The sequence below is a fragment of the Paraburkholderia sacchari genome (genome assembly GCF_000785435.2).
GTDB lineage: Bacteria > Pseudomonadota > Gammaproteobacteria > Burkholderiales > Burkholderiaceae > Paraburkholderia > Paraburkholderia sacchari.
Genome location: NZ_JTDB02000001.1, coordinates 1,046,138 through 1,073,034, shown reverse-complemented (window position 1 = coordinate 1,073,034; position 26,897 = coordinate 1,046,138). Strand labels below are relative to the sequence as shown.

The following is a 26,897-nucleotide window of genomic DNA, read 5'->3' as shown; positions in this document are numbered from 1 at the left end:
GCTGCGCGCTCAGCGTTGGCCGTAAATCGCCTGGTTGACGACGTTTTCGAGGCGCTCCTGCTGGCCGCTCGCATGCTGGGGATTGAGGCCACGAGCGGCGGCATCCGCGGCCAGCGACGAAAGCGCATAACCGCCGGCAAGAATCTTGCGGCCGAACTCGGTGTCCCAGCCCGCATAGCGCTGCTGTTTGAACTGCTGGAGCCTATCGTTCTCCACCAGTACCGCGGCACGCTCGAGCGCGAGGGCGAGCACGTCGATCGCACCAACGTGGCCGTAGAACAGGTCTTCGGGGTCCACGCTTTGACGCCGCACCTTCGCGTCGAAATTCATGCCGCCGGTGGTGAAGCCGCCGTGCCGCAAGATCTCGTAGAACGCCAGCGTGAGCTCCTCCACGCTATTCGGAAACTGATCGGTGTCCCAGCCGTTCTGGGGATCTCCGCGGTTGGCGTCCACGCTGCCGAACACGCCCAGCGCGTGCGCCATCGCGATCTCGTGATGGAACGAATGCCCCGCGAGCGTAGCGTGATTCGCCTCGATGTTGACGCGAATTTCGTTCTGCAGTCCGTATTGCGTCAGGAATCCATGAACCGTCGCGACGTCGTAATCGTACTGGTGCTTGGTGGGCTCCTGCGGCTTCGGCTCGATCAGCAGCGCGCCCTTGAAGCCGATGCGCTCCTTGTGCTCGACCACCATCGCGAGAAAACGCGCGAACTGCTCGCGTTCGCGCACGAGATCGGTGTTCAACAGCGTGTCGTAGCCTTCGCGGCCGCCCCAGAGCACGTAGTTTTCGCCGCCGAGCTTTTGCGTGGCATCCAGCGCATGACATACCTGAGTCGCCGCATAAGCAAAGACCTCGGGATTCGGACTAGTGGCCGCGCCGCCCGCGTAACGCGGATGCGAGAACAGATTGGCCGTACCCCACAACAGCTTCATACCGCTCGCCTGCTGCTTTTCGCCGAGGTAATCCACCATCCGCGCGAAGTTCTCCTTGTAGTCCTTCAGGTCACGGCCCTCGGGCGCGACGTCGGTGTCGTGGAATGTGTAGAACGGCACATTGAGTTTCGTGAAGAACTCGAACGCCGCGTCGGCCTTCTGGCGCGCCCGCTCCATCGCGTCGCCAGGCTGCTGCCACGGACGGTGAAAGGTGCCCTGGCCGAAGATGTCGACGCCTGGCCACACCAGCGTATGCCAGTAGCACACGGCAATGCGCAGGTGCTCCTCCAGCGTCTTGCCGAGCACCTTCTTCGTGCGATCGTAGTGACGGTAAGCAAGCGGATTGTCCGATTGCGGACCCTCATAGCGGATCGGAGGAATAGCTTCGAAATACGACATGTCGTCTCCTTGGTCGATGCACAGCGAGCGCTTCAGCGCTTTGCGCTCGGCTCCCATGCAGGGCGGTTATGTTGCGGCGCAGCGGCGAGCGCCCGTCGAAGTGACCTCATACTGCCCGTGGGGTGGGAAGGGCGGCAATTACGAAATTGCGCGACGCAGATAACGTTTCCTGCCAGCATCCTCCGCCGGCGCGCGCATGCGGCCCACACTCGGCCTAGAATAGCCAGACGCTTAAAAGGCCCCTACGACATGCCATGACCCGCGCCACCGCTTCCCAGACGTCGCACCGCATCGCACTGCTCTTCAATGCGAACAAGGTTTACGACCGCGAGATCATCGCGGGCATTGGCCACTATCTGCGCTCGACGCGCGTCGCCTGGGACCTCTTTCTCGAAGAGGATTTCCGCTGCCGGCTCGCGGGCATCGAGCGCTTCGAAGGCGATGGCATCATCGCCGATTTCGACGACCCCGCCGTCGCCGAAGCGCTGCAGGGTTCACCGCTTCCCGTGGTGGCGGTCGGCTCGTCGTACGAAGACTCCGCCCAGTACCCCACCGCGCTGCCCTACATCGCCACCGACAACAAAAAGCTCGTCTCGCTCGCCTGGACGCACCTGATCGGCGCGGGGCTGCCGCATCTCGCCATGTACAGCCTGCCCGTCGCACTGGAGAACCGCTGGGCGCAGGAGCGCGAGCGTGCCTTCCAGGCGCTCGCGCACACAGAAGATATGGACGCGCCGATCTATCGCGGCCTCGCCACGAGTGCACCGTCCTGGAACCAGGCAATCGAGCAGTTGAGCGCGTGGCTTCATGCGCTGCCCAAGCCCGTTGGCGTGATCGCGGTGACCGATGCCCGGGCGCGGCATCTGCTGCAAGCCTGTCTGATGCACGGCATTGCCGTGCCGGAGCAGGTGGCGATCATCGGCATCGATAACGACCCGCTCACACGCACGCTCGCACGCATCCCGCTTTCCTCGGTGATTCAGGGCACGGCGGAAATGGGCAAAACGGCGGCGCACCTGCTGCATCAGATGCTAGGCGGTGCACGTTTTCCGGGACGGCGCATTCTGGTGCCGCCCGTCGGCATCAATGTGCTGGAGTCGACGAAACATGAACCCCTGTCGAGCCCTCACGTCATGCGTGCACGTCACTTCATCCGCCAGTACGCGTGCCAGGGTATCAAGACCGAGCAGGTGGCCGACTACGTAGGCGTTTCGCGTTCGTCGCTGGAAGAATATTTCCGCCGCGAGTTGCACTGCACGGTCCACCAGGAAATCCTGCGGCACAAGCTCGATGCCGCGAAGGCAATGCTCGCGAGCCACAACGCGTCGAACGCGGAAGTGGCCATACGTTGCGGATTCACGTCGCTCCAGTACATGTATGCGGTGTTCCGGCGCGAACTGGACTGCACACCGCGCGAATACCAGGACAGCGTGAAGCCACCCTCGCCCTCCGCGTCTTCTGCCACGCGCGCCGCATGCACATCAAACTCCTGATCCGGCTGCGGCCGGATCGACTTTCACGACTCACGCCTCATGAACAGCCCTCTTCAAATGAGCCAACTGAACTCCGAACCGTGGGGCGCGTTACCCGGCGGCGATGTCTGCCGACTCTACACGCTGCGAAATGCGCAGGATATGAAGGTGACGATCAGCGACCTGGGCGCCACGCTGGTTAGCTGGCATGCACCCGACCGCGCGGGGCAGCTCGCCGATATCCTGCTAGGCCACGACACCCCGGCCGAATACCACGCGGCCACCACCTATATGGGCGGCCTGGTGGGCCGCTGGGCCAACCGCATTGCCGGCGCGCGCTTCACGCTCGACGGCATCGACTACGCACTCGATCGCAACGAAAACGGCAATTTATTGCACGGAGGCGCAAACGGCTTTCACCGGGCGCTGTGGCAAGTCGCGGACGAGCGTGGCGCCCTGCTGCTGCGGCTCGAGTCGCCCGAAGGCGATGGCGGCTTTCCCGGAAACGTGAGCGTGCAGGTGCGCTATACGCTCGACGACGACGGCACACTCACGATCGACTACGAAGCCGTAACCGATGCGCCCACGCCACTCAACTTGACGAGCCACGGCTATTTCAACCTCGGCGGCGTGCCGGGCTCGGACATTCGCGGCCACATCCTCACGATCGATGCCGACGCCTATCTCGAAGTCGATCCCATGTTGATCCCCATCCGCGTGGCGGAAGTCCGCGGCACCGCCTTCGACTTCCGCCATGGCGCACCGCTTGGGGCGCGGCTCGACTGGCCGCAGGAGCAGCTTGCGCGCGCGGGCGGCTTCGACCACTGCTACGTTTTGCGCGATGCCGCCCAAGCAGGCCACGCACCGGCCGTGCGCACCGTGGCGAGCGTCTACGAACCAGGCAGCGGGCGCGAGCTCACGGTTGCGACCGACCAGCGCGGGCTGCAGTGCTATACGGGAAATTATCTGGAAGGCCAGCCGGGGCGCCACGGCACACCGTGCGTCCGCCACGCGGGCCTGTGCCTGGAAGCGGGTGGGCTCCCGAACCAGATCAATATGGGCGCACCGGAGCGCGATGAAGTGGTGTTGCGCCCGGGCAGCACCTATCGCCAGATCACGCAATACAGGGTGAGCGTGCGCGCCTGAATTGGCCAGTCTTGCGTTCTCGCACACTTCGTGGCCCGCTCTGTCACCCAAATTCTTCTTTGACAAACACTCTTAAGATATATATCTTAAGACATGTTTTAAGATACTCGGAGAAGGAGGCTTCATGGGCCACCATCACGCTTTTGCCTATTTCTGGCGCCACGGCTCCGCCGGCCGCGCCTGTTTCGACCCTTTCGTGGACGATGATCGCTTCGGCGTCCGCTTCGCCATGCGCCACCCTATGCACGCGCTTCGCCACGCCATGGGTCGCCACCACGGCGGCGGCCCCGGTGATTTTGGCGAGGGCTTCGGCCGGGGATTCGGCGGCTTCGGTGAAAATGGCGACGGTTTTGGACGCGGCCGCAAGTTCACATCCGAGGATTTGCAGTTGATGCTGCTCGTGCTGCTCGCCGAGCGCCCGAGCCACGGCTACGAACTCATCAAGGCGCTCGACGCGCGCTCGAACGGCTTCTACAGCCCGAGCCCCGGCATGGTCTACCCGGCGCTCACCTTCCTCGAAGAGCTTGGTTACGTCAGCGTCACGCTCGAAGGAAATCGTAAGCGCTACGAACTATCTGAAGAAGGCCGCGCGCACCTGAACGCCAATCGCGAACGCGCCGACCTGATCCTTGCGAAGCTCACGCATTTCGGCCGCAAGATGGAAGTCATGCGCCGCGCGCTCGCGGGCGAAGATCTCGCCGAAGGCACCGGCTGGGTGCGCGAACTGATCGAAGCGCGCCGCGCGCTCAAGCGCGCCCTGCTACGCCGCACGGACGTCTCGCCCGACGAGCAGCGCCGCATCGCGGCCATTCTTGCGCGCGCCACCCGCGAAATCGAAAACGGCGAGGAAAGCGGCGACGCTTGAGCCCGGCTCATCGGCCGTCACCCCATCGCCCCATCGGAGTCATTGATGCAAAACCCGAGCCCCCTTGAAGTCGTCCGCGTGCGACATCCGTTGAAGTTTCGCCTGCTGCGCGTCGCGCGCGTGACCGCGCTGTCGCCCGCACTGGTGCGCGTGACGCTCACCGGCGATCTGAGCGACTTCGTGTCGGCGTCGTTCGACGATCATCTGAAGGTGTTTTTCCCGCCCAATGGCGCCGAAAAACCTGTGCTGCCGAGTGTAGGTCCGGACGGCATCGCGTTTCCCGAAGGCGTCGAGCGCCCTGCCGCGCGCGATTACACGCCACGCCGCTTCGACATCGCGGCCGGCGAACTCGACCTCGAATTCGCGCTGCACGACGCCGGCCCGGCCACAGCATGGGCGGAACGGGCCCAGCCCGGCCAGTATCTGGGCGTGGGTGGCCCGCGCGGCTCGATGGTGATTCCCACGGGCTTCGACTGGCATCTGCTGATTGGCGACGAGACGGCGCTGCCGGCGATTCAGCGCCGCCTGACCGAACTGCCCGCCAGCGCGCGCGTCGCCGTGGTCGTGGCGGTGGAGAACCGCGCGGCGCGCATCGCGCTGCCAACCGAAGCCGATCTCTACGCGATCTGGCGCTATCGTGAGGAATCCGAATCGGGCCAACCGCTAGTCGACGCGGTGCGCGAAGTCTGGCTGCCGCCTGGCGACGGCTATGTGTGGGCGGCCGGCGAAGCCTCGGAAATTCGCGCCGTGCGCGCGCACCTGTGCAACGAACGCGGAGTCGACAAGAAGCGCATTCGCGCGTCGGCGTACTGGCGGCGCGGGGCGCAGGCGACGCATGAGGCGATTGAGGATTGAGTGATTTTCGGGACGCTCCCGGGACTATGCATCCGAACAGCTTGAGCCTTTCGCGCCGCCAGCCTCAGAACTGGAACCCGGCCTGTTGACGGGCCTCCACAGGGAAGGCCAAAAGGTCGTCATAGGATGACCCAACTCAGCGAATTTCCTTCTCCACCATACCTCGCCCGTATAAATTTTTATACCAAAACAGAGGCCTGCGTAACCTCATGCCCAGATGGCGACGATATTGTGCGTGGCCAGCATCCTGCCGGCCTTGACGGAAACCCCGGAAATGGCAATGTCAGGGGAAGCAAAACGAGCAATCGCCATGCGTCCCATAAAACAACAACGCGCGCCGAACCTCCCAGTCCGCCGCGCGTCGCTCATTCAATACGGCTCGCCAACCTCAGCGAGCCAGCCCCCTCCTCGCAACCTTACCCCGCCCGCTTTTCCCTGCGCGCCCTCACTGCCTGCGCGAGCGACTCCAGCACCGGCTGCGTCTGCGCCCAGCTAATGCATGCATCGGTAATCGACACCCCGCGCTTGAGCGGCACGCCCGGCACGAGGTCCTGGCGCCCTTCTTCCAGATGGCTCTCGATCATCACGCCCACGATGCGCGATTCGCCGCCCGCCAGCTGCGCGCCGATATCGCGCGCCACCTCGATCTGGCGCTGGTGCTGCTTGCTCGAATTGGCGTGCGAGCAGTCGATCATGACCTGCTCGCGCAGCCCGGCCTTCGCGAGCGCCGCCGCGCACGCGGCCACCGATGCCGCGTCGTAGTTCGGCCCGCTCTTGCCGCCGCGCAGGATCACGTGGCAGTCGTTGTTGCCGCGCGTCTCGAAGATCGCGGCCATGCCCATTTTCGTCATGCCCATGAACGCGTGGCTCGCGCGCGCCGCGACGATGGCGTCGGCGGCGACCTGCACGCCGCCGTCCGTGCCGTTCTTGAAGCCGATCGGGCACGACAGCCCCGAAGCCAGTTGACGATGGCTCTGGCTTTCGGTCGTGCGCGCGCCAATCGCGCCCCATGCCACGAGATCGGCGATGTACTGCGGGCTCAGCAAGTCGAGGAATTCGGTGCCGGTGGGCAGCCCGAGCGCGTTGATGTCGAGCAGGAGCTGGCGCGCGGCGCGCAGCCCTTCGTTGATGCGGAAGCTGCCGTCGAGGCGCGGGTCGTTGATATAGCCCTTCCAGCCCACGGTCGTGCGCGGTTTTTCGAAGTACACGCGCATGACCACGAGCAAGTCGTCCTTGAGCCGGTCGGCTTCTGCCTTGAGCAGCTTCGCGTACTCGATCGCCTGGTCGTGATCGTGAATCGAGCACGGCCCGACCACCACCACTACGCGGTCGTCGCGCTGCGCGAGCACCTCGCCGATCTGCGCGCGGCTCGTCTCCACGAGCGTCTGCGTGGCCTGCGGCACGGGCAGTTCGTCGAGCAGCAGCGCGGGCGAGATGAGCGGACGCACCGCGCCAATGCGTGTGTCGTCGATGCGGGTGGTGTCTTCGGTAGCGTCGGCGAAACCGACTTCCTGGTCGTGCTGCGGATTGTCGATGCGGCTCAAGATTTTCTCCAGCATACGTAGGCGCGCGGCTCGATCACCGCGCGAAGGGCAAGCCGCGATTATCGCACTGGCCGGGCGAACTGCCGGCGTCCTGCGCTGGAATCCTGCGCGGAATTCCTGCTATGAAACCGCCGGGCCAGGGCGGCCCGGCGCGGCCTCAATGCGTCTGCCCGCCTATCGGATAGCCCTTGCCGGCAAGCCGCCGGGCGACGCGCACGAGCGCGAGCCACTGCTGGGCGATCAGCCCTTCGCCGTAGTTCACACCGCGCCCTTGCGGCGCGGGCAATTGCTCGCGGATGCCGGTAGGCTCCAGCGTCTTGTTCCACGAGGCGGTGCGGAACATCATGTCCCACCACGGAAACAGCACGCCGAAATTGCAGCCATAGCGCGTGCCTTCATGGCCATAGCCGATCGCGTGATGACGCCGATGAAACGCCGGGCTCACGACCATGCGCTCGAGCAGCCAGCCGAATTCGAGCCGCGCGTTCACGTGCTGCACGCTTTGCAGGAAGTTGCTCACGGCGATAAGCACGACGAACTGCGCGGGCGGCACGCCGATGAACAGCGAAATGCCCGCGAAAAACGCGGCCTGCACGATATCGTCGATGAAATGATTGCGATCGTCGCACCAGAGCGACATCTGCTGCTGGCTGTGGTGCACGGCGTGCAGTTCCCACCACACGCCGAAACGATGCTGCCAGCGGTGATACCAGTAGCCCGCGAAATCGAGCACGACCAGATAGATCAGGAACGACACGAACGGCTTGTCGGTCACGCCGGGCCAGAGGCTGTCCACCTCGATGTTCGGCACGTTGTGGATCGCCATCAGGCTCTGCCAGTGATTGAACAGCGGCGTGAGCATGAAGAAGAACGCGATGTTCAGGATGCCGAGCTTGGCGATCCACGTGTACCAGATGTCGGCGCGCAGCGCCTTGCGGTCGCCCCACGCCTCCGCCGGGCGCAGCGCTTCGAGCGGACGCAACAGCAGATACGACGCGCAGACCTGCAGCAGGCCCACGATCACCCAGTAGAGCGCGTCGTAGGTGTCCTCGTCGTAGCCCATCAAGCCGACCTTGTAGAAGAGCGGCTGCACCACGTCCACGAACACGAGCGTCTGCAGCGTCGACACGAGGTTGTCGGCTTGCGCCAGCAGCGTATCAAGCATCTCGGCAGGCCTCGCTCGTCAATCGGGGTTCGGCGCGTACACGGGCGCGCTGTTCGCGAAGTAGATGCCGTGCGGCGAGCGGCCCACGGGAATCGTGTCGATCAGCTTGTTCGTCGTGAGGTCGATGATGCCCACGTGCCGCGCGAAGCGGAACGTGACCCACAGGTAGCGCTTGTCGGCGGAAAGCTGCATGTCGTCGGGGCCGGGACGCAGGCCCGTGATGTCGGCGACCTTGGTGAGCGTGGTGTAGTCGAGAATGCTGATGGTGCTTTCCACGCGATTCGACACGGCCACGTGCTTGCCGTCGTCGAGATTGCGGAAGTTGTGCGCGCCGCGCCCCGTTTGAATGCGCTTCACGACCGTGCGATTGCGCCAGTCCACCACGGCCACGTCGTCCTCGCCCGTCATGCCGACCAGCAGGTATTTGTCGCCGGGCGTCATCCACAGGCCGGCGGGCGTCTTGCCCACTGGCAGCTTCCACAGCACGCTCTGCGTGGCCAGATCGATCGCGGCCACTTCGCCGGTGTCCTGCAGCGTCACGAACGCGAGCTTGCTGTCCGAGGTGAAGTTGATGTGGCTGGGCGTCTTCCCGAGCGGAATGCGCTTCACGAGCGAGACGTCATGGCCGTTGTAGCCGTAGATGTCCACCCGGTCGAGGCGCAGGCCCGCCGTCACGAACCATTTGTGATCGGGCGAGAAGCCAAGCTGGTACGGATCTTCGATGCCCTCCACGCGGCGCTGCACCTTGCCGGTGTGCGGGTCGAGAAACATCAGGTCATTCGAGACCGAATCGGCCACGATCAGCGACTGGCCATCGGGCGTAATCATCAGGTGATGCGGTTCCTTGCCGGTGGGCTCGGTGCCGACCACGCTGCGGCTATTCTGGTCGATGAGCGAGAGCTTCGCTTCGCCCGAGTCGAGCACGATGACTTTGTCGTTGCTGCTTGCACCGACGTTTGCATTGCCGCCTGCATGGGCGAGTGCGCTGAAGGCGAGCGAGCCAAGGAACACCGCCGCTGCAACGCGGTTCCTGGTAGGGGTGAAAATCGGGAAGTGAGGCATTTCGTAAGGAAGTAAGCCGGCGGGAAAAAACCGGTGAAAGCACGCGCGGCGCCGGTTTGTGCTGAGATAGATGCTGGCGCGCCGCAAAGCGGGCGAAAGCCAGTTGAAATCCCGAACGAATCCACACAAACCAGCGGGCAGCGAAACCGGCGCACAGAACACTACCTTAACGCACCGGGGTGGCGTTGCGATGACGCGCGCAGGCCCCGCAGCGGCTTTTTTTAGGGCTTTTCATTGGCCGCCCGCTGCTTTGGCCCCTGGTCTGGACCCGGCTTTGGACTCTGCCAAGGATGCTGTTTTGGCCCCTGAACGGCGGGCCCGTCAACCTCGACGAGGTGTTCATGCTCCATCGCACCCGCGATGACAGCCTGCATCAGCCACCGGGCGGACTTTCCGAGCGCACGGCGCGCAAGGTGCGCGAGGCGCTCGAAGGCCGCCGGCGCGGCGCCGCGCTCCTGCTGCCGCTCGCGGGGCCGGCCGTGATCGTCTCGGTGGCCTACATGGACCCCGGCAACTTCGCGACCAATATCCAGGCGGGTGCGCGCTACGGTTATGCGCTGCTGTGGGTCGTGCTGTTCGCGAATCTCGTCGCCATGCTGTTCCAGGCGCTCTCCGCGAAGCTCGGCATCGTCACCGGCTGCAATCTCGCGCAACTATGCCGCGCGCATCTGCCCGCGCCGCTCGTCTGGATCATGTGGATCGTGAGCGAGATCGCCGCCATGGCCACCGATCTCGCCGAATTTCTCGGCGGCGCGATCGGGCTCGCGCTCCTGCTGCATCTGCCGCTCATCGCGGGCATGGCCGTCACCGCGCTTGTCACCTACGGGCTGCTGTTCTTCGAGCGCGCGGGCTTTCGGCCGCTCGAACTCGTGATCGGCGCGCTCGTGGGCGTGATCGGCCTGTGCTATCTGCTGGAGTTGTTCATCACGCCCGTCGACTGGCGCAGCGTGTTCGGGCATCTGGCCGCGCCGCGCCTGCCCGACGCGCAGGCCGTAACGATCGCCGTGGGCATCGTGGGCGCAACGGTCATGCCGCATGCGCTGTTTCTGCACTCCGGACTCACCCAGGCGCGTGTGCGCCCGCGCAATGCGGGCGAATGCACGCGCCTGTTGCGCTTCTCGAACATCGAGGTCGCCATCGCGTTGTCGTTCGCCGGGCTCATCAACATGGCGATGGTCATCATGGCGGCGGCGGCCTTCCATCTGGGCCACGCCGACGTCGCCGAAATCGGCGCCGCCTGGCGCACGCTCGCCCCGCTCTTCGGCATGGCGGCCGCCAGCATTTTTCTCGTTTCGCTGATCGCCTCGGGGCTGTCGAGCTCGGTGGTGGGCACGCTCGCGGGCCAGATGATCATGCAGGGTTTCGTGGGCTTCCAGATTCCGCTGTGGCTGCGCCGCGCGGTGACGATGGCGCCGAGCTTCGTGGTAGTGGGCCTCGGCGTGAACGCCACCGAGGCGCTCGTCGCGAGCCAGGTCGTGCTGAGTTTCGCACTGCCGTTTCCGATGGCCGCGCTGGTCTGGTTCACGAGCCGGCGCGACATCATGGGCGAGCGGCGCAGCAGCCCGGCGCTCGCGTGGCTTGCGGTGCTGGGCGCGGCGGCCGTGATCGCGCTCAATGCGCTGCTGCTGGCGCAGACCTTTGGCGTGAAGGTGCCGGGACTCGCGTGATGCAACGTCCGCATCGAACGTGCAAACTCGCGCGAAACAATGCAACATTAGCCTTTTTCACCTCGCCACAACCGAGCGACACGCCATGACGAATCAGCCTGCCCACGCCGTGCCCGAACTACCCGTCGACATGATCATCTTCGGAGGCGGAGGCGACCTGGCCGCGCGCAAACTGCTCCCCGCGCTTTACATGGCGCACCTGCACGGCAACCTGCCGCCCGAGACGCGCATCATCGCCGTGGGCCGCAAGAACTGGAGCATCGACGACTACCGCGCGTTCATGGAAGAACAGTCGCGCCCGTTCATCGACCCCAAGGCCTTCGACGAACAAGCCTGGCGCCGCTACCTCGATCTGTTCCAGTACGTGATCATCGACGTGAACGCGCCCAGCGATTACGAACGCCTCGCCGAGGCCTCGCGCAAGCACGCGTTGCGCGTGTTCTATCTCTCGACGTCGCCCGAGCTGTTCATGACGATCTGCGACAACCTCGCGGCCGCGCATCTGCTCGACAAGCAGTCGCGCGTCGTGCTGGAAAAGCCGCTTGGCCACGATCTGGCTTCGGCCAAGGAGATCAATGCCTCGGTGGGCCGCCACTTCGCGGAGTCGCAGATCTACCGGATCGACCACTATCTGGGCAAGGAGACGGTGCAGAACCTGATGGTGCTGCGCTTCGGCAATCCGATCTTCGGGCCGCTGTGGCAGGCGCCGTATATCCGCAGCGTGCAGATCACGGTGGCGGAAACGGTGGGCGTGGGCAGCCGCGCGGGCTTCTACGACCACACCGGCGCGCTGCGCGACATGGTGCAGAACCACCTGCTGCAACTGCTGTGCTTCGTGGCGATGGAGCCGCCCGTCTCGCTCAACCCCGACGCGGTGCGCGACGAAAAGCTCAAGGTGCTGCGCTCGCTGCGGCCGATGTCGGTGGCCGATATCGCGCGCGACACGGTGCGCGGCCAGTACGCGGCGGGCGCCGTGGACGGCCAGCCGGTGAAGGGCTACCTCGAAGAAGACAACGTGCCCGCAGGCAGCAAGGCCGAGACTTTCGTGGCGCTGCGCGCGCACATCAACAACTGGCGCTGGGCCAACGTGCCGTTTTTCCTGCGCACCGGCAAGCGCATGCAAAAGCGCCAGTCGGAGATCGTGATCGAATTCGCGGACCTGCCCTTCTCGATCTTCCCGAGCGGGCCGCGCAACTATGGCAACCGCCTAGTGATCCAGCTACAGCCCGAGGAATCGATCCAGTTGCAGATGCTCGCGAAAGAACCGGGCAGCGGCATGAACATGCTGCCGGTGAGCCTGAATCTGGATTTGCAGCAGGCCATTCCGGAGCGCCGCGCGGAAGCCTACGAGCGCCTGCTCGTCGACGTGATTCGCGGGCGCCTCACGCACTTCATGCGCCGCGACGAACTGGAAGCCGCGTGGAGCTGGGTGGAGCCGATTCTCGATGGCTGGAAGGAACTCAACGACCGGCCGCGCATTTATACGGCGGGAACTTTCGGGCCTGCGGCTTCGTCGGCGCTGCTCGCGCGCGAGGGGATGTCGTGGGCTGAGGAGGCTTGAGCGGGTGATCTACTGACGATCGACTGAAACGGGCGACTGGCTGGCGCGCGGCGTGGGAACGGCATGGGCGCGCCGCCATCCTCACCCGCGCCGCTCGCCGCCGTCGCGCGCTTGTGCACTCCCCGCGCCCGCGCGATCGGGGTGGAACAGATCGAGCCCCGCGAAGACCAGCACGCCGCTTAGCGCCATCATCGGCACCGAATGCCGGCCCAGATACAGAATCGCGGCTGCAAGCCACGTCGAAACAAAAAAAGCAGCCATGCGCCGCATGTAGAAACTCCCAAACCCATGATGTAGACGGCGCGTCAGCCGAGCGTCGCGCGCACCGTGCGCAACCGGCTCACGGTATCCACGAATGCCTCGCCGCCCAGCGAGCGCTTGATGCGGCCGGTAACCTGCGCACTCGCGTGATTGAGCGCCTCGCGTACCGAGGTTGCCTGCGCGGTAGGCACGATCGCCACCTCGCGCTGGTCGCCCGCGGTGCGCTGACGCGCCACGTAGCCGCGCGCCTCGAGCCCGTCGAGCACGCGCGTGGCCGTGGGCCGCGCAATCGAGAGCAGATCCGCGAGTTCGCGCTGCAGCGAGCCGGGCCGTTCGAGCACCGCGCGCAGCATGAAACCTTGCGGCGGCGTCAGGCCAAAAGGCTCGAATGCCTCGGACCATTCGCGTTCGAGCCGCCGCGCCAGCGCCGACGTATTGAAGTAAAGACACTGATCGAACATGACCACAGGATAAACGGTTATCGTTAGCCATGCAACCAATCCGGCACAATAGGTCCCTGTTTCGGGCCATTTTCGAATTCTTTCGATGCGATGTCCGGCTTCGGCCACACCGCCCTTCGCCGCGCAATTAATCCGTTATCCGAATCTTTTTGCCGTCCATTCCGGAGGGCCGGCGGCCTCGCGACAAAAAGCGAACGAACGGACGAATTTTTCGCGCATCCGTTATGATGGAAGCCAATCGACATCGCTTAACCGCCTCACACCACTCCAATGGAGACATCGATGCAGATGCGTTGTTATTGCGTGACCCATCACGGCCAGCCGCTCGAACTCGTCCAGCGTGAGACGCCTCAACCCGCAGGCACCGAAGTGCTCGTGCGCGTGAAGGCGGCGGGACTCTGCCATTCCGACCTGCACATCTGGGAGGGCTACTACGACCTGGGCGGCGGCAAGAAGCTCTCGCTCGCCGACCGCGGCATCAAGCTGCCGCTCACGATGAGCCATGAAATCTGCGGCGAAGTGGTGAGCGCGGGCCCCGAGGCCGGCGACGCAAAAGCCGGCACGATGGCGGTGGTGCATCCGTGGATTGGCTGTGGTCAATGCGCGGCCTGCCTGCGCGGCGAGGAAAACATCTGCACGAAGCCGCAGTCGCTCGGCGTAATGCGCGACGGCGGCTTTGCCGACTATGTGATCGTGCCGCATCCGCGCTATCTGGTCGATCTCGGCGGCCTCGATCCGGTGAAGGCCGCGCCGCTCGCGTGCGCGGGCGTGACCACGTACTCGGCGATCAAGAAGTTCGGCGCGCGCATTCATGACGAACCGGTCGTGATCATCGGCGCGGGCGGGCTCGGCATGATGGCCATCGAGGTGCTGAAGGCGCTAGGCGCGAAAGGCGCGATCGTGGTGGACGTGGATGCCGCCAAGCGCGAGGCCGCGCTCGAGGAAGGGGCGCTGGCCGCCATCGATGCGCGCGCGCCCGACGCCGTCGAGCAGGTCGTCAAGGCCACCGGCGGCGGCGCACGCGCCGTGCTCGACCTCGTGGGCGCGACGCCCACGGTGAAGCTCGCGCTCGACGCGTGCACGCGCGGCGGGCATGTGGTGATCGTCGGGCTGATGGGCGGCGATATCACGCTCTCGCTGCCGATCATCCCCATGCGGCCGCTGAAGATCGAGGGCAGCTATGTCGGTACGCTGCCGGAATTGCGCGAGTTGGTCGCGCTGATGCGCGAGGGCAAGATGCAGCCCTCACCGGTGTCGAGCCGGCCGCTCGGCGAAATCAACGCTGCGCTCGAAGCGCTCGCACAAGGAAAGGTGGTGGGGCGTCAGGTGCTGATACCTTGAAGGCCGCCGCCCAGGCGTTGCAACAATGAAGCAAGGGGCGCACAAAGCGCCCCTTCTTCTTAGCGGCGATTTATTTCGGATCGCCAATCATTCATGGCTTAACGCGCGGCATCGCCCAGACGATACGCGGCGCTCGCCTCATCGAGTTGCGTTTTCAGCGCGGGATCGAGCGCGAGTCCGGCGGCGGCGATCGATGCGTCTAGCTGTTCGGGCCGGCTCGCGCCGATGAGCACCGACGTCACGAGCGGATTGGCCAGCACCCACGCCACCGACGCGGTCGTGAGCGGCTGCCCGGCCTGCTCCACCATGCCGCGCAGCGTCTCGATGGTCTCGAACTCGCGCGCATGCCAGTAGCGCTCGTGATACATCTTCCCGGCCACTCCAACGCTTTGCGTGAAGCGGCCGTCGGCGGGCGCGCTGTCGTGCTGGTACTTGCCGGTCAGCAGACCGCCCGCGAGCGGGTTGTACGGAATCACGGCGAGCCCCTCCTCGCCCGCTAGCGGCAGCAACTCACGTTCGATCTGGCGGAACAGCAGGTTGTAGCGCGGCTGCACCGAAACGAAGCGCGCGCAGCGCAGGACATCGGCGCGACCGAGCGCGCGGGCTAGCCGGTAAGCGAGGAAATTCGATACGCCGATATAGCGCGCCTTGCCCGCGCGCACGATCGTGTCGAGCGCTTCGAGCGTCTCGTCGAGCGGTGTGTTCTGGTCGTCGGAGTGCAGTTGGTAGAGATCGACATAGTCGGTGCCGAGCCGGCGCAGCGAGGCGTCGATGGCGTCGAGCAGATGCTTGCGCGACGCGCCCTGGTCCCACGGCGACGGCCCCACCTTGCCCACGGCCTTGGTCGCCACGATGAAGCGCTCGCGCCGCCCCTTGAGCCAGCGCCCGACGATCTCCTCCGTGCGGCCGGCGTGCGTTTCGCCGCCGCCGAGCGGGTAAACGTCGGCGGTGTCGATGAAATTGATGCCTGCGTCGGCGGCCTTGTCGAGGATGAGGCGAGACACGTCCTCGCCGGTCTGCAACCCGAAGGTCATCGTGCCGAGACACAGACGCGAAACGGAAAGGCCGGTTTGGCCGAAACGGCAATATTCCATCGAAGGCTCCTCTTGCTCTCTGGCGGGGCAGTGCGCGGTGATTCGCACAATGCCGGCAAGCATAGCGCGATCCGTTGCGAGCAGTCGCAAGAGGTCGCCAAGTGGTCGAAAGCGCACGCGATTCCCCGAATAAGCCGGTCCGGCACGCTTTAATCGCGCCGTTGCCCGCACGCGGCCTGCCGTAAGCTCGGAGCATCCCCACTCTCTTTCCTCGCCCACCGTGCCCCCGACGCCCACCGACGCGCCCCTCCACGCCGACCGCCAGCAGGAAGCGAGCGCACTGAGCGAGCAAGGCCGCTTCGCCGAAGCGCTCGCCGTGCTCGCGCCGCTCGTGGACGTCGACGTCGACGCTCCCATTCAGGCGCGCGCGAACGACGCCGATCTCGCCGACACGCTCCATCTCGCGGCGCTGTGCGCGCTGGGCGCCGGCAAGACCGATGCCGCGCATGCGCTATGGCGGCGCTGCATCGACGCAAAGCCCGCCTTCGTCGACGCCTGGCACGGCCTGGCTGCGATGCTCACCGCGCTCGGCCATTGGGCCGCCGCCGAGACGGTCTGGCGGCAACTAATCGCCGTGGCCCCTGCTCACGCGGATGCGCACAGCAATCTCGGCATCGTGCTGCACCGGCTCGGGCGCGCGCAGGAAGCGGAGCTTGCCTGCCGCATGGCGCTCGCGCGCGAACCGGGGCACGTGGACGCGCATTACAACCTCGGTGTGGTCCTGTACGAAGCTGGCCGCCGCGACGAAGCCGAAGCGGCCTGGCGCGCGGCGCTCGCGCACAACCCGCGCCATGCGCGCGCGCACAACAATCTCGGCTCGCTGCTGCGCGAGCGCGGCCAACTCGAAGCCGCCGAAGAGGCCTGGTGTCAGGCGCTGCTCGCCGAGCCGCAATACCCCGAGGCGCTGAACAATTACGGCGCGCTGCTCAAGTCGCTCGGCCGGCTCGTCGAGGCGGAGCTCGCATGCCGCCTCGCGATCCAGATCCGGCCCGACTATGTCGATGCGCTGAACAACCTGGGCTGCGTGCTCACGGAACTCAAACGCCAGCCCGAAGCCGAGCGCTTTTTCCGGGAAGCGCTCGCGTTGCGTCCCGGCCACGTCGAAGCGCATTACAACCTCGGCGTCGCGCTGCAACAGCTCGAACGCTACCCCGAAGCCGAAGCGGCCTGGCGCACGGCCCTGCGGCTCGCCCCGGCGCACGCACAAACGCTCAACAATCTCGGCTGCATGCTGGGCACGCTAGGCCGTCTGCCCGAAGCGCTCGCGACGCTCCGGCGGGCGCTCGAATGCGACGCCCATCTCGCGCAAGCCCATTTCAATCTGGGCGGCGTTTTGAAGGAGCTGGGCGCGCTGGACGAAGCCGAAGCCGCGTACCGCCGCGCCATCGCGCTCGCGCCCGCTTACGGCGACGCCGTGTTTCGCCTCGCCACGCTGCTGATCGCCATGGGCCGCTACGAGGAAGGCTGGCGCCTCTACGAACGGCGCTACGAAAACACAGGCTTCGTGCATTTCGCCTCGCGCGAGATGCTGGGCTGCGCGCATTGGCAAGGCGAACCGCTGGCCGGCAAATCGCTGCTGCTGTGGCAGGAAGACGGTCTCGGCGACATGCTCCAATTCGCCCGCTACGCGCGCCTCGTCAAGGCGCGCGGCGCGACGCGGGTGGCGTTCGGCTGCGTCGATGCCCTGCACCGCGTGCTCGCCGGCGTAGAAGGCATCGACGCCATATTCACTCACGCAGAAGCCGTCGCGCACGCGGCCGAGTTCGACTACTGGGTGAGCCCGCTAAGCCTGCCGCTGCACTTCGCCACCACCCTCGACACGACGCCGCCGCCTACCCGCTTCACGCCCGACTCCGAACTCGTACGCCAATGGAGCGCGCGCCTCGCGACACTCGGCGACGGCCCGCGCATCGGGCTCGTGTGGAAAGGCAATCCGCAGCATCACAACGACGCGCATCGCTCGATCCCCTCGCTCGCGGCGCTCGCGCCGCTCTGGAGCGTGCCGGGGCTGAAATTCGTGAGCCTGCAAAAAGGCGCGGGAGAAAACGAAGCGCAAGAGGCGCAGTGCAAAGGCCCTGAAGCACAGCAGCCGATCCTGCACCTGGGCGGGGAAATTGCCGATTTCGTGGATACGGCGGCCATCGTCTCGCAACTCGACCTGCTGATCTGCGTGGACACCTCGACGGCCCATCTGGCCGCCTCGCTCGGCACGCCATGCTGGGTGGTGCTGCCGCGCCGCGACGTGGACTGGCGCTGGCTTCATGCGCGCGAAAATTCGCCGTGGTATCCGCACACGGTGCGGCTGTTCCGGCAGTCCGTCGACGAAACCTGGAGCGCGCCTATCGAGCGCGTGCGGCAGGCGTGCGTGGAGCGGTTCAGCCGGTAGCACCACCGGCGCGCTTGCGTCAGTCCCAGATATTGCGGAACGCCACGGCCGCGATCACCGGCACGCACAGCACGAGCGGGATCGCGAAGTAAGGCATCTCCCGGTCGACTTCCCAGCTGTAGATCAGCCAGCCCAGGCCGGCCGCGAGCGTGAGCAGCCCAATGAGCACGGTTAGCGTATTGAGCAGCCAGGTGGGCGGCTGCTTGCGCTTGCTCTGGTCTTGTGCGGGAGGCGGTTTCATTGGGGCTTGAGTGCTGCTTTGAGCGCTTGAGCGTCCCGGCCGGGACGCCGATGAGGCAATTTTACGCTCGAAGCCTGACCGCAAGTGGATGGGGACAGGTCCGGACCGGGCACGCGAGCGGCGCATTTCCGACGCCGGAAAAGAAAAAGCCCGCCTGAGTGGGCGGGCTAAATCCATATCAGGAGGAGACATGGAGGAGACGAAACCATTCTAGGGTTTTCCCCAGGCATTTGCAAGCACTTTTTTGCATTACCTCAGAGGTAATCGATTCGCGTCGCGCCCCGCCCTATGCTTGCAGGCAGTTCCCCACTCACTTCCAGCGCCCGCGAGGACATCATGACGACCTATGCCATCGCCCATCTGCACGAGACCGAACTGTGCGCCGATATCGTCGAGTATCTGGAAAAGATCGACGCCACTCTCGCGCCGTTCGGCGGGCGTTTCATCATCCACGGCGGGCCCGTGGAGCGGCTCGAGGGGAAGTTCAGGGGCAACCTGATCGTGATCGAATTCGATGACCGCGAGCGCGCACGCGCGTGGTATGACTCGCAGGCCTACCAGGCCATCTTGCCGCTACGCACGCGGCACGCGAGCGGCGACGTGTTCCTGATCGACCAGGTCGCGCAGCCGCACCGCGCCACCGACGTGCTCGCGGGCGTGCCCGTGCCCGCAACCGGCGTCGCCCCTTGATGGCCTGCCGGGGCGGCGCGGTCTGGCGCGACCCGGTATGCATAAACGCCCGCGTGACTCAGTAGTGCGGAGGAGCGTTGACCACCACGTATTGCACCGTGGTGCCCGAATATTGCGGCTGATACCACGTCGAGCCGCATTGCTGGTACGTCACGCCATTGACGGTCATGGCCGAGCAGCTTGGCGGCAGGCTGTGGACGATGGAGCCCACAACGGCCGCCGTGCCGACCACCGCCGTGGTCACCGCAGCCGCCGCTGCAACCGGGTGGTCGTTGTACCAGTTGTTGTGATTGTCGTTGTAGTTATTGGCGACGTTGGCCCGGTTGTTGCTGACGTTGTTCGCGACATTCGCGCGGTTGTTGCTGATGTTCGTCGCCGCGTTGGCCCGGTTCGCACTGGTTTGCTGCATGGTTTGCTGGCGCTCGCCCGAGCGCGCGGTGCGGCCGGCTTGCCGCGCCTCGACATTGGCCGGATTCGCGCCGCCGCCGTTGGCGCCGCTTACCGACGTCCGCGCGCCGCCTCGAGTCTGAAATGCCCCGGCGGTCGTTGCCACCCCCGCCGCTAACAGCGCGGCAACCGCTGTCATCAAGAATTTTTTCGAGTGCATGGTAATCCCTGTATGAAAATATTATTGGGCGTCGCCGGATTGCACAAATTTGATCTGATGTGCATTTTCAGGGGGCGTGAATTTAAATGTCGCCGGCGTGATCTCGGGTTTGAGATTCCAGCGATACACGGCCGTGTATTGGGGCCGCTCCTTGTCCGCCGACGTCACGATATTCAACTTGCATGGCAGCGGCTGCTCGCCTTTCTGAATCCAGATTTGCCAATCGATCTGCTTTTGATGATAAGCGTAGTGCGAACAGGTATTTCCATTTACCACTTCGTCGCCTACATAGACCGCTGAAATCACATCGGCAAACGCTGCCGGATCCGCGCCCAGCGAGAAGATATCGTTCAGCGGCAACTCAACGCCGTACCTGGACTCCAGATCGCCGATCAGCTCCTTGATCGTCGACGGCGCGGGGACCGTTGCGTAGTAGTTGGCCGGCTCCGTATAGAGCGTGAAGGTCTTGCCGTCATAAATCGCGTGGCGGCTGTTGCCCGGCGCGCCGCCGACAATATCCGCCTTGAGAGAGTCGGGGCGGCTCACGGTCATCTTCGTGTTGTGCGACATCTGAATCAGTTGCGTCGTCGAACCGTCGACCATGATCTGGTCCGTCGTCGAATCGACATCGAGATCGAATTGCTTGACGGTTTGTAAGTAACTGTTCATTTTGACCAGCGCATCGATTGCCGCTGGATCCGGTTTATGCGCGGCAGACGATGCGGTTGCCTTCGATGCTGCCTTCGATGCCGCCATTACGGCACCCCCCGGAGCACATAATGCGCCAGCAATCGCGGCGGCCAGTGCCAACCTGGTAAACTTTTGCGTCACTCTTCTTCTCCTCTAATTGGCCTTGCAGGCCGATTGCGCAACGTTGAACGTCAATCCCTGAATAGTCGTTTGTGCCGCGGTGCAATTGCGTAACTTTACTTCCATTTCATGAAATTCATCACCAATGCGTTCGGGCAAGTTTCAGGCACACGAGCACGTATTTAATTAATCGACGCGCTGCAAAGATTCGCGTTCGAGCACAAATACGCCAGTGCACCCATGCGCGGATACGCATGCCGGCCGCAAGCATAGCGCCCGAGCTATCTCGCAGGTTTGCGTCGACTCAAATGAAGCGGCAGTCAAGCAAGACCCGCTGTCGCTCACGTCATGCTACCGGGCTGGCCCAAGACCGAATCCCCCGGTTCGGGGAGGCACGTGCCTGCAGAATGCACGCGGCGATGGCAGAATGAGCGGTTCTCACGCAGTTCCCCGGCCACGGCGCCTCCGGCGTTGCCGCACGCGGCGCCCGCTTCCCCACTGTTGCATCGTTGAAGAGGATTGTTCGATCATGAGTTCCAGCGCGAAGCCCTATCCGGATACCCAGATTTACGTCGATGGCGCGTGGCGCGCCGGCGCGAAGACGATTGCCGTGATCGACCCCGCCACCGAGGCGGAAATCGGCCGCCTGAGCCTCGCCAGCGAGCAGGATCTCTCGGACGCCGCTTCCGCCGCAGCACGCGCCTTCAGCGCATGGCGCAAAGTCTCGCCGCTCGAACGCAGCAAGCTGATGCGCCGCGCCGCCGACATCCTGCGCGAGCGCGCCGGCGACATCGCCGCGATCATGACGCGCGAGCAAGGCAAGCCGCTAGTCGAGGCGAAGGGCGAGACGCTCGCGGGCGCCGACGTCATCGACTGGTTCGCCGAAGAAGGCCGCCGCACCTATGGCCGCGTGGTGCCCTCGCGCACCGACGCGGTCCGCCAGATCGTCACGCGCGAACCCGTGGGCCCGGTCGCCTGCTTCACGCCCTGGAACTTCCCGCTCAATCAGGCGGTGCGCAAGGTATCGGCCGCGCTCGCATCGGGCTGCACCGTCGTGCTCAAGGGACCGGAAGAAACCCCCGCGAGCTGCGCGGCGCTGGTGCAGGTGTTCATCGACGCAGGCCTGCCCCAGGGCGCGCTCAATCTCGTGTTCGGCGTGCCTTCGGAAGTGTCGTCGTATCTGATCGCGCATCCGGCCATCCGCAAGATCTCGTTCACGGGCTCCACGCCCGTGGGCAAGCTGTTGGCCGCCAAGGCCGGCGAGCACATGAAGCGCGCGACGATGGAGCTTGGCGGCCATGCGCCCGCCATCGTGTTCGCCGACGCGGATATCCCGCGCGCCGCGAAGCTGCTCGCGGGCGCGAAGTTCCGCAACGCGGGCCAAGTGTGCATTTCGCCCACGCGCTTCATGATTGAAGACGCCGCGTACGACGAATTCCTCGAGCACTTCGTGGTGGCCACCAAGGCCATCAAGGTGGGCAACGGCCTGGCCGAAGGCGTGCAGATGGGCCCGCTCGCGAACGACCGGCGCCTTGCCGCGATGGAGCGCCTCGTGGCCGACGCGCGCGAGCACGGCGCGAAGGTGCTGACCGGCGGCGAGCGCTTGGGCCGCGAAGGCTACTTCTTCGCGCCCACGGTGCTGACCGACGTGCCGCTCTCCGCGCGCATCATGAATGAAGAGCCGTTCGGCCCGCTCGCGCCCGTGTCGCGTTTTTCGCGCTACGAAGACGCCGTGACGGAAGCGAACCGCCTGCCCTACGGCCTCGCCGCGTATGCCTATACGCGTTCGAGCGCGACCTCGGCGGCGCTTTCGGAAGACATCGAAACCGGCATGCTGTCCATCAACCACCATGGGCTCGCCCTGCCCGAGGTGCCGTTCGGCGGCGTGAAGGACTCGGGCTATGGTTCGGAAGGCGGTACTGAAGCCATGGAAGCGTATCTCGTGACCAAGTTCGTCACCGAGCACCGTTGATCGGCGAACGCGCCGCGTGTGAAGAGGGTTTCGCGCGCGGCGCGCTTTGATTGATCAGAAAAAACGATATTCCATGCGCTCAACTGGCGTTGCTGCGCCAGCCAAGCCCCAAACTTTTCTGAAGCGAAACAAAGTCCTTGAGCAACTGCGCCTGCCCCGCAATCACGTCTTGCTGCGCGAGGAATTCGGCGCGCTGCGTGTCGAGCAGATCGACGAGGGTCGACGCCCCGGCACGATAACGCGCGCGCATCAGTGTGGCCGAGCGCTGCGCCGAGGTCTGCACCTTTTGCAGCGTCAGCAGATGCTCGCGCTGGTAGCCGTAGCGAGAGAGCGCGCCGTTGGCGTCTTGCAGCGCTGCGAGCACCGCCTTTTCGTAACGCGCCTCGGCTTCGTCGCGCGCGGCCTCGGCGCCACGCACGGCGCCCAGCGTGCGGCCGAAGTCGAACACATTCCACTGCAGATACGGCACCCCCGCCCAGCTGAAATTGTTCTTGCGCATCAGATGGCCCGGGTCGGCCGCCGTGAAGCCCAGACTGCCGAACAGCGTGAGCTTGGGCAAAAAGTCGGCCACGTGCTCGCCAATCTGCGCATTGCTCGATGCCAGCCGACGCTCGGCCGCACGAATATCGGGGCGCTGGGCGAGCATCGTCGTGGGGTCGCTCACCGGCACCGAGGCAGGCAGCGACGGCAGCGCACGCGGCGCCGCCAGCTCGGCATCGAGCGCGCCCGGCGCGTTGCCGGTGAGCACCGCCAACTGGTCGAGCGACATTTCCACCTGTGCCGCAAGCGGTGCGAGCGTCGAGCGCGTGGTCTCGACCTGGGTCGTCAATCGCTCGACATCCACGTCCGCCGCGGTTCCGCCCGCGCGCCGCTGCTCGGTCAACGTCAGCATCTGTTGCTGCAAATCGGCATTGCGCTGCGCAATCGCGAGGCGCTGCTGTTCGTCGCGCAGATCGACGTAGGCCTGAACCACTTCGGCCGCGAGCGAGACTTGCACATCGGCGAGATCGGCCTGCACCGCATCGGCTTCGTCGCTCGCCGCCTCGACTGCACGGCGCGTGCCGCCGAACAGATCGATCTCCCACGATGCATCGAAGCTGGCCGTGTAAAACTGCAGCGGGCCGCGCCCCGCCCCGGAACTCCCGGGCTGCTGCGAGAACGCATTGAGATTGGGCTCGCGCAAGCGCGGCGCGGCGGCATTGGCCGATATCTTGGGCAGCTCCGCTGCGCGCTGTTGCTGCAACTGCGCGCGCGATTGGCGCAGCCGCGCCTGGGCGGCGCGCAGATCGAGGTTGTGCTCGAATGCAGCGGCGACCAGCGCATTCAACTGCGGGTCGTCGAACGCGAGCCACCATTCACTGGGCGCGCGTTCGGGCGTCACGCCCTGCGCGGGCGTGCGAACGAACGTTGCGGCGCTGGCCGCGTCCGGCGCGACCGCCGGTGCGCCGCGATAGTCGGGACCTACGGTGCAGGCTGCGAGCGTGCATACGCTGACCAGCGCCGTCAGTACCGTAAGCGGCGCGTTTGCAGATCGGAAGGAACGAATTGCCGTCATGAGTCAGAGTCGAAGCGTCAGTGCCCGGCCGACGACGTATCCACGCCAGGCTGCGGTTTCTTGAGCAGGAGCGCCAGCGGCACGCATGCCGCCAGTGCGATGCCGAGCACCCAGAATGTTTCGGAGAACGTGATAACCAGCGCTTGCTGCTGGATCTGCAGGGCGATCTGGCCGAGCGAGCGCATCTGCGAATAAGCCATGTCGCCCGTTTGCGTGAACCAGTTCGCCGCGCCCGCCGCCAGGCGTTCCTGCCCGATCAGCGAGTTGGTGCTGATCGACTCGCGCAGCACGGCCGTGTGATACGTCTCGCGGCGGTCGATGAGCGTGCCGATGATCGCAAGCCCCACCGATCCGCCCAGATTGCGCGCCATGTTATAGAGCCCGGCCGCGTCGCCCGAGTCTTCGCGCGAAACAGCAGCCATCGAGGCCTGATTGAGCGGCATCATCGCGAGCATCTGCGCCGTGCCGCGCACCAGTTGCGACCAGACGAAATCGTGGCCCACGCTCTGTGCGGTCAGCGAAATATCGAGCATGCAACTGAGCGTGAACAGCAACAGCCCGCTCACCACCAGCACGCGAAAATCCACCTTGCCCAGCAGGCGCGGCAGCACCGGCATCATCGCGAACGCGGGCAAGCCCGAAAGCAGCATGATCGCGCCCGATTGCTCCGCGTTATAGCCCGCGACCAGCGCGAGAAACTGCGGCAGCAAATAGGAAATGCCGTAGAGCCCCGCACCCACTGCGAACACGATCACGATCACACTCGCATAGCGCGGGTTGCGCATGAGCGAAAGGCGCAGGATCGGCTTTTTCGCCGTGAACTGCGAAAGCGCGATGAGCGCCATACCGGCGATCGTCACCCACGTGAGCGTGACGATCATGTTCGATTCGAACCAGCGCTCGCGCTGCCCTTCTTCGAGCACGACGGTGAGCGAGCTCAGGCCCACCGCCAGCCCGACAATGCCTGTCCAGTCGGCCTTGAAAAATGCTTCCCAATGCGGGCGATCGGGCTCGAGGCCGACGATCAGCAGCGTGATGAGCGCGAGACACACGGGCAGGTTGATGAAGAAGCACCAGCTCCAACTGATGTTCTCCGCAAGCCAGCCGCCCACGACCGGACCGAGCAGCGGCCCGAGCAGCACGATGAGGCCGAACACCGTCATGCCGATCGGCAACTGCGAAAGCGGCAGTCGCGTGCGGATGATGGTCTGGCCCGTGGGAATCATCGCGCCGCCGGTGAAGCCCTGGCCGATGCGCCCTGCAATCATCAGGCCGAGCGAGTTCGACCAGCCGCACATCATCGAAAAGCCGATGAAAAGCGCTGAATTGACGAGCAGGAAATTTCGCAGTCCGAAGACCCGCGTGAGCCACGCGGCAAGCGGAATCATCACGATCTCGGACATCAGATAGCCCGTGGAGATCCACGTGCCCTCGGTGCCGGTCGCGCCAATCTCGCCCTGAATCTGCGGCAGCGCCGAGTTCGTAATGGAGATGTCGAGCGTCGCCATCAGCGCGCCGAGTGCGCCGGCCGCCACCGCGACCCAGTCGGCCGCGCTCGCGCGCTCGCCGTGCGGATGCGCGGCGAGCGCCTGTCCAGCGACGTGTTCAGCCACGGTGGTTCTCGGCATCGATGCGGCGATCGTCCGCGCGAGCGGAGCGCGTGTCGACGTCCACGGTTACGGACATGCCGGGCAGCAGCACGCCGCGCGTTTCGGGTCCGGTATCGACACGGATGCGCACCGGCACGCGCTGCACGATCTTCGTGAAGTTGCCGGTGGCGTTCTCGGGCGGCAGCAGCGCGAATTGCGCGCCGGTGCCCGGAGAGAAGCTGTCCACCACGCCGTGCAACGTATGACCCGGCAGTGCGTCGACATGCATCTCGACGCGTTGGCCCACGCGCATGCGGCCAATCTGCGTTTCCTTGAAATTTGCGGTGAGGTAAGTCTGCTGCACCGGCACCACGGTGAGCATGCGCGTACCGGGCTGCACATACTGGCCCACGCGAACCGTGCGGTCGCCCACGCGGCCCGCGAGCGCGCTCTTCACCACGGTGTTGTCCAGATCGAGTTGCGCCTGCGCGGCGTTGGCGCGCGCCGCTTCGAGTTGCGCGCGTGCCTGTGCGATCTGTGCGGTGAGCGCGGCGATCTGCGAGCGCGCGGATTCCACGGCGGCGGTGTCGGCGGCCAGCGTGGCCTGGGCCTGATCGCGCTGGCTTTTGAGTTCCGCGAGACGATCGGCGGTTTCCGCGCCTATTGCCGTAAGCGGCGCATAGCGCGCCACCTGGTCTTGCGCGTGGCGCAGGTTCACGCGCCCCACTTCCTGCTGCGCCTGGGTCTGGGCGATGTTGGCATGCTGTTGCGCGAGCTGCGCCTCGGCATGCTGGATGTCCGCATTGCGTGCGTCCACGGTCGCGTTCGCCTGATCGAGTGCGACCTGATACTGGCGTGCGTCGAGCTTCACGAGCGGGTCGCCGGCCTTCACCGCCTGGTTGTCAGCGACATAAACGTCAGTGACATAGCCGTTCACCTTCGGCGCGATCGTCACGCTATCGGCCTTCAAATAAGCGTCGTCGGTGCTCTCGATGAAACGGCCGACCAGCCACCAGTGGCCGCCCCATGCCGCCGCGGCAACCAGCGCCACGAGCCCGAGCCCCACCAGCACGATGCGCTTCGTGCGGCGCTTTTCAGCCGAAACGGCATCGCTCGACGCTTCGCGCCCCGATGCCCTCGCAGTCGTAGACATGTTTGCCTGAACCCCAAGTGATCGAAATTATTCCAATTGGCAAAATTATTCCATTCGGAAAAATTGTG

General features: G+C 65.2%; 23 protein-coding genes. 10 read left to right on the top strand and 13 right to left on the bottom strand.

All coding sequences use genetic code 11. The annotated features are described in order from the left end of the window. Positions 1–9: 9 nt before the first annotated feature. On the bottom strand, positions 10–1,332 hold the full coding sequence (gene xylA, locus NH14_RS04760) for a xylose isomerase (protein WP_035521767.1): 1,323 nt from the start codon (positions 1,330–1,332) through the stop codon (positions 10–12). Positions 1,333–1,586: 254 nt separating this feature from the next. On the opposite strand from xylA, the gene NH14_RS04755 reads away from it, so the two are divergent. From NH14_RS04755 to NH14_RS04740, 4 genes are all read left to right on the top strand, one after another. Next, the gene (locus NH14_RS04755) at positions 1,587–2,825 is read left to right on the top strand and encodes a XylR family transcriptional regulator (protein ID WP_052147727.1); all 1,239 of its coding nucleotides are present in this window, start codon (positions 1,587–1,589) and stop codon (positions 2,823–2,825) included. A 39-nt stretch (positions 2,826–2,864) separates the two neighbouring features. Continuing rightward, positions 2,865–3,950: an aldose epimerase family protein gene (locus tag NH14_RS04750; RefSeq protein ID WP_035521144.1), complete on the top strand. Its 1,086-nt coding sequence runs from the start codon at positions 2,865–2,867 to the stop codon at positions 3,948–3,950. A gap of 124 nt (positions 3,951–4,074) precedes the next feature. Then, positions 4,075–4,815 (top strand): PadR family transcriptional regulator, encoded by a 741-nt coding sequence (locus NH14_RS04745; protein WP_035521146.1) that lies wholly within the window; start codon positions 4,075–4,077, stop codon positions 4,813–4,815. Between the two features lie 45 nt (positions 4,816–4,860). After that, positions 4,861–5,670 carry a siderophore-interacting protein gene (locus NH14_RS04740; RefSeq protein WP_035521148.1) on the top strand — a complete coding sequence of 270 codons (810 nt, stop codon included), beginning with the start codon at positions 4,861–4,863 and terminating at the stop codon, positions 5,668–5,670. Positions 5,671–6,086: 416 nt separating this feature from the next. Here NH14_RS04740 and NH14_RS04735 read toward each other — a convergent pair whose 3' ends face one another. The 3 genes from NH14_RS04735 to NH14_RS04725 all read right to left on the bottom strand — a co-directional run bounded on the left by NH14_RS04735 (position 6,087) and on the right by NH14_RS04725 (position 9,441). Then, positions 6,087–7,214: a 3-deoxy-7-phosphoheptulonate synthase gene (locus NH14_RS04735; protein WP_035521771.1), complete on the bottom strand. Its 1,128-nt coding sequence runs from the start codon at positions 7,212–7,214 to the stop codon at positions 6,087–6,089. A gap of 157 nt (positions 7,215–7,371) precedes the next feature. Further along, complete coding sequence (locus NH14_RS04730) at positions 7,372–8,379, bottom strand: sterol desaturase family protein (RefSeq protein WP_035521150.1); 1,008 nt, start codon at positions 8,377–8,379, stop codon at positions 7,372–7,374. 18 nt (positions 8,380–8,397) lie between these two features. Further along, complete coding sequence (locus NH14_RS04725) at positions 8,398–9,441, bottom strand: YncE family protein (protein WP_084224964.1); 1,044 nt, start codon at positions 9,439–9,441, stop codon at positions 8,398–8,400. A 341-nt stretch (positions 9,442–9,782) separates the two neighbouring features. Here NH14_RS04725 and NH14_RS04720 point away from each other — a divergent pair, with 341 nt between their 5' ends. Then, positions 9,783–11,108: an Nramp family divalent metal transporter gene (locus NH14_RS04720; protein ID WP_052147790.1), complete on the top strand. Its 1,326-nt coding sequence runs from the start codon at positions 9,783–9,785 to the stop codon at positions 11,106–11,108. Between the two features lie 85 nt (positions 11,109–11,193). Next, positions 11,194–12,669, top strand: a complete 1,476-nt coding sequence (gene zwf, locus NH14_RS04715; protein ID WP_035521154.1) for a glucose-6-phosphate dehydrogenase — start codon at positions 11,194–11,196, stop codon at positions 12,667–12,669. An 81-nt stretch (positions 12,670–12,750) separates the two neighbouring features. On the opposite strand, the gene NH14_RS04710 is transcribed toward zwf, so the two are convergent. Together NH14_RS04710 and NH14_RS04705 are read right to left on the bottom strand one after the other, a co-directional pair. Further along, on the bottom strand, positions 12,751–12,939 hold the full coding sequence (locus NH14_RS04710) for a hypothetical protein (protein ID WP_052147728.1): 189 nt from the start codon (positions 12,937–12,939) through the stop codon (positions 12,751–12,753). Positions 12,940–12,974: 35 nt separating this feature from the next. Then, positions 12,975–13,391: a MarR family winged helix-turn-helix transcriptional regulator gene (locus NH14_RS04705; RefSeq protein ID WP_035521156.1), complete on the bottom strand. Its 417-nt coding sequence runs from the start codon at positions 13,389–13,391 to the stop codon at positions 12,975–12,977. A gap of 288 nt (positions 13,392–13,679) precedes the next feature. Between NH14_RS04705 and NH14_RS04700 the strand changes: the two genes are divergently transcribed. After that, positions 13,680–14,732 (top strand): alcohol dehydrogenase, encoded by a 1,053-nt coding sequence (locus NH14_RS04700; protein WP_035521776.1) that lies wholly within the window; start codon positions 13,680–13,682, stop codon positions 14,730–14,732. Between the two features lie 98 nt (positions 14,733–14,830). On the opposite strand, the gene NH14_RS04695 is transcribed toward NH14_RS04700, so the two are convergent. Further along, positions 14,831–15,826, bottom strand: a complete 996-nt coding sequence (locus tag NH14_RS04695) for an aldo/keto reductase (RefSeq protein ID WP_035521157.1) — start codon at positions 15,824–15,826, stop codon at positions 14,831–14,833. A 220-nt stretch (positions 15,827–16,046) separates the two neighbouring features. On the opposite strand from NH14_RS04695, the gene NH14_RS04690 reads away from it, so the two are divergent. Further along, entirely contained in the window at positions 16,047–18,212 is a 2,166-nt protein-coding gene (locus NH14_RS04690; RefSeq protein WP_035521159.1) for a tetratricopeptide repeat protein, read from the top strand. A 19-nt stretch (positions 18,213–18,231) separates the two neighbouring features. On the opposite strand, the gene NH14_RS04685 is transcribed toward NH14_RS04690, so the two are convergent. Then, positions 18,232–18,453, bottom strand: a complete 222-nt coding sequence (locus NH14_RS04685) for a hypothetical protein (protein WP_035521161.1) — start codon at positions 18,451–18,453, stop codon at positions 18,232–18,234. A gap of 336 nt (positions 18,454–18,789) precedes the next feature. Between NH14_RS04685 and NH14_RS04680 the strand changes: the two genes are divergently transcribed. After that, complete coding sequence (locus NH14_RS04680) at positions 18,790–19,143, top strand: DUF1330 domain-containing protein (protein ID WP_035521163.1); 354 nt, start codon at positions 18,790–18,792, stop codon at positions 19,141–19,143. A 58-nt stretch (positions 19,144–19,201) separates the two neighbouring features. On the opposite strand, the gene NH14_RS04675 is transcribed toward NH14_RS04680, so the two are convergent. After that, entirely contained in the window at positions 19,202–19,729 is a 528-nt protein-coding gene (locus NH14_RS04675) for a hypothetical protein (RefSeq protein ID WP_084224966.1), read from the bottom strand. Positions 19,730–19,771: 42 nt separating this feature from the next. After that, entirely contained in the window at positions 19,772–20,581 is an 810-nt protein-coding gene (locus NH14_RS04670; RefSeq protein ID WP_244143452.1) for a DUF2092 domain-containing protein, read from the bottom strand. 508 nt (positions 20,582–21,089) lie between these two features. Between NH14_RS04670 and NH14_RS04665 the strand changes: the two genes are divergently transcribed. Continuing rightward, positions 21,090–22,532 carry an NAD-dependent succinate-semialdehyde dehydrogenase gene (locus tag NH14_RS04665; protein ID WP_035521170.1) on the top strand — a complete coding sequence of 481 codons (1,443 nt, stop codon included), beginning with the start codon at positions 21,090–21,092 and terminating at the stop codon, positions 22,530–22,532. A 79-nt stretch (positions 22,533–22,611) separates the two neighbouring features. Here NH14_RS04665 and NH14_RS04660 read toward each other — a convergent pair whose 3' ends face one another. Genes NH14_RS04660 through NH14_RS04650 form a run of 3 tightly spaced genes read right to left on the bottom strand, consistent with a single transcriptional unit; the run spans position 22,612 to position 26,829 of the window. Next, positions 22,612–24,087, bottom strand: coding sequence for an efflux transporter outer membrane subunit (locus tag NH14_RS04660; protein WP_052147729.1), 1,476 nt, complete (start codon positions 24,085–24,087; stop codon positions 22,612–22,614). A gap of 17 nt (positions 24,088–24,104) precedes the next feature. Then, on the bottom strand, positions 24,105–25,715 hold the full coding sequence (locus tag NH14_RS04655; RefSeq protein WP_052147730.1) for an MDR family MFS transporter: 1,611 nt from the start codon (positions 25,713–25,715) through the stop codon (positions 24,105–24,107). Then, a complete protein-coding gene (locus NH14_RS04650; RefSeq protein ID WP_035521171.1) occupies positions 25,693–26,829 on the bottom strand; it encodes an HlyD family secretion protein in 1,137 nt (378 codons plus the stop codon). The genes NH14_RS04655 and NH14_RS04650 overlap by 23 nt, the downstream gene beginning before the upstream one ends. Positions 26,830–26,897: the final 68 nt, after the last annotated feature.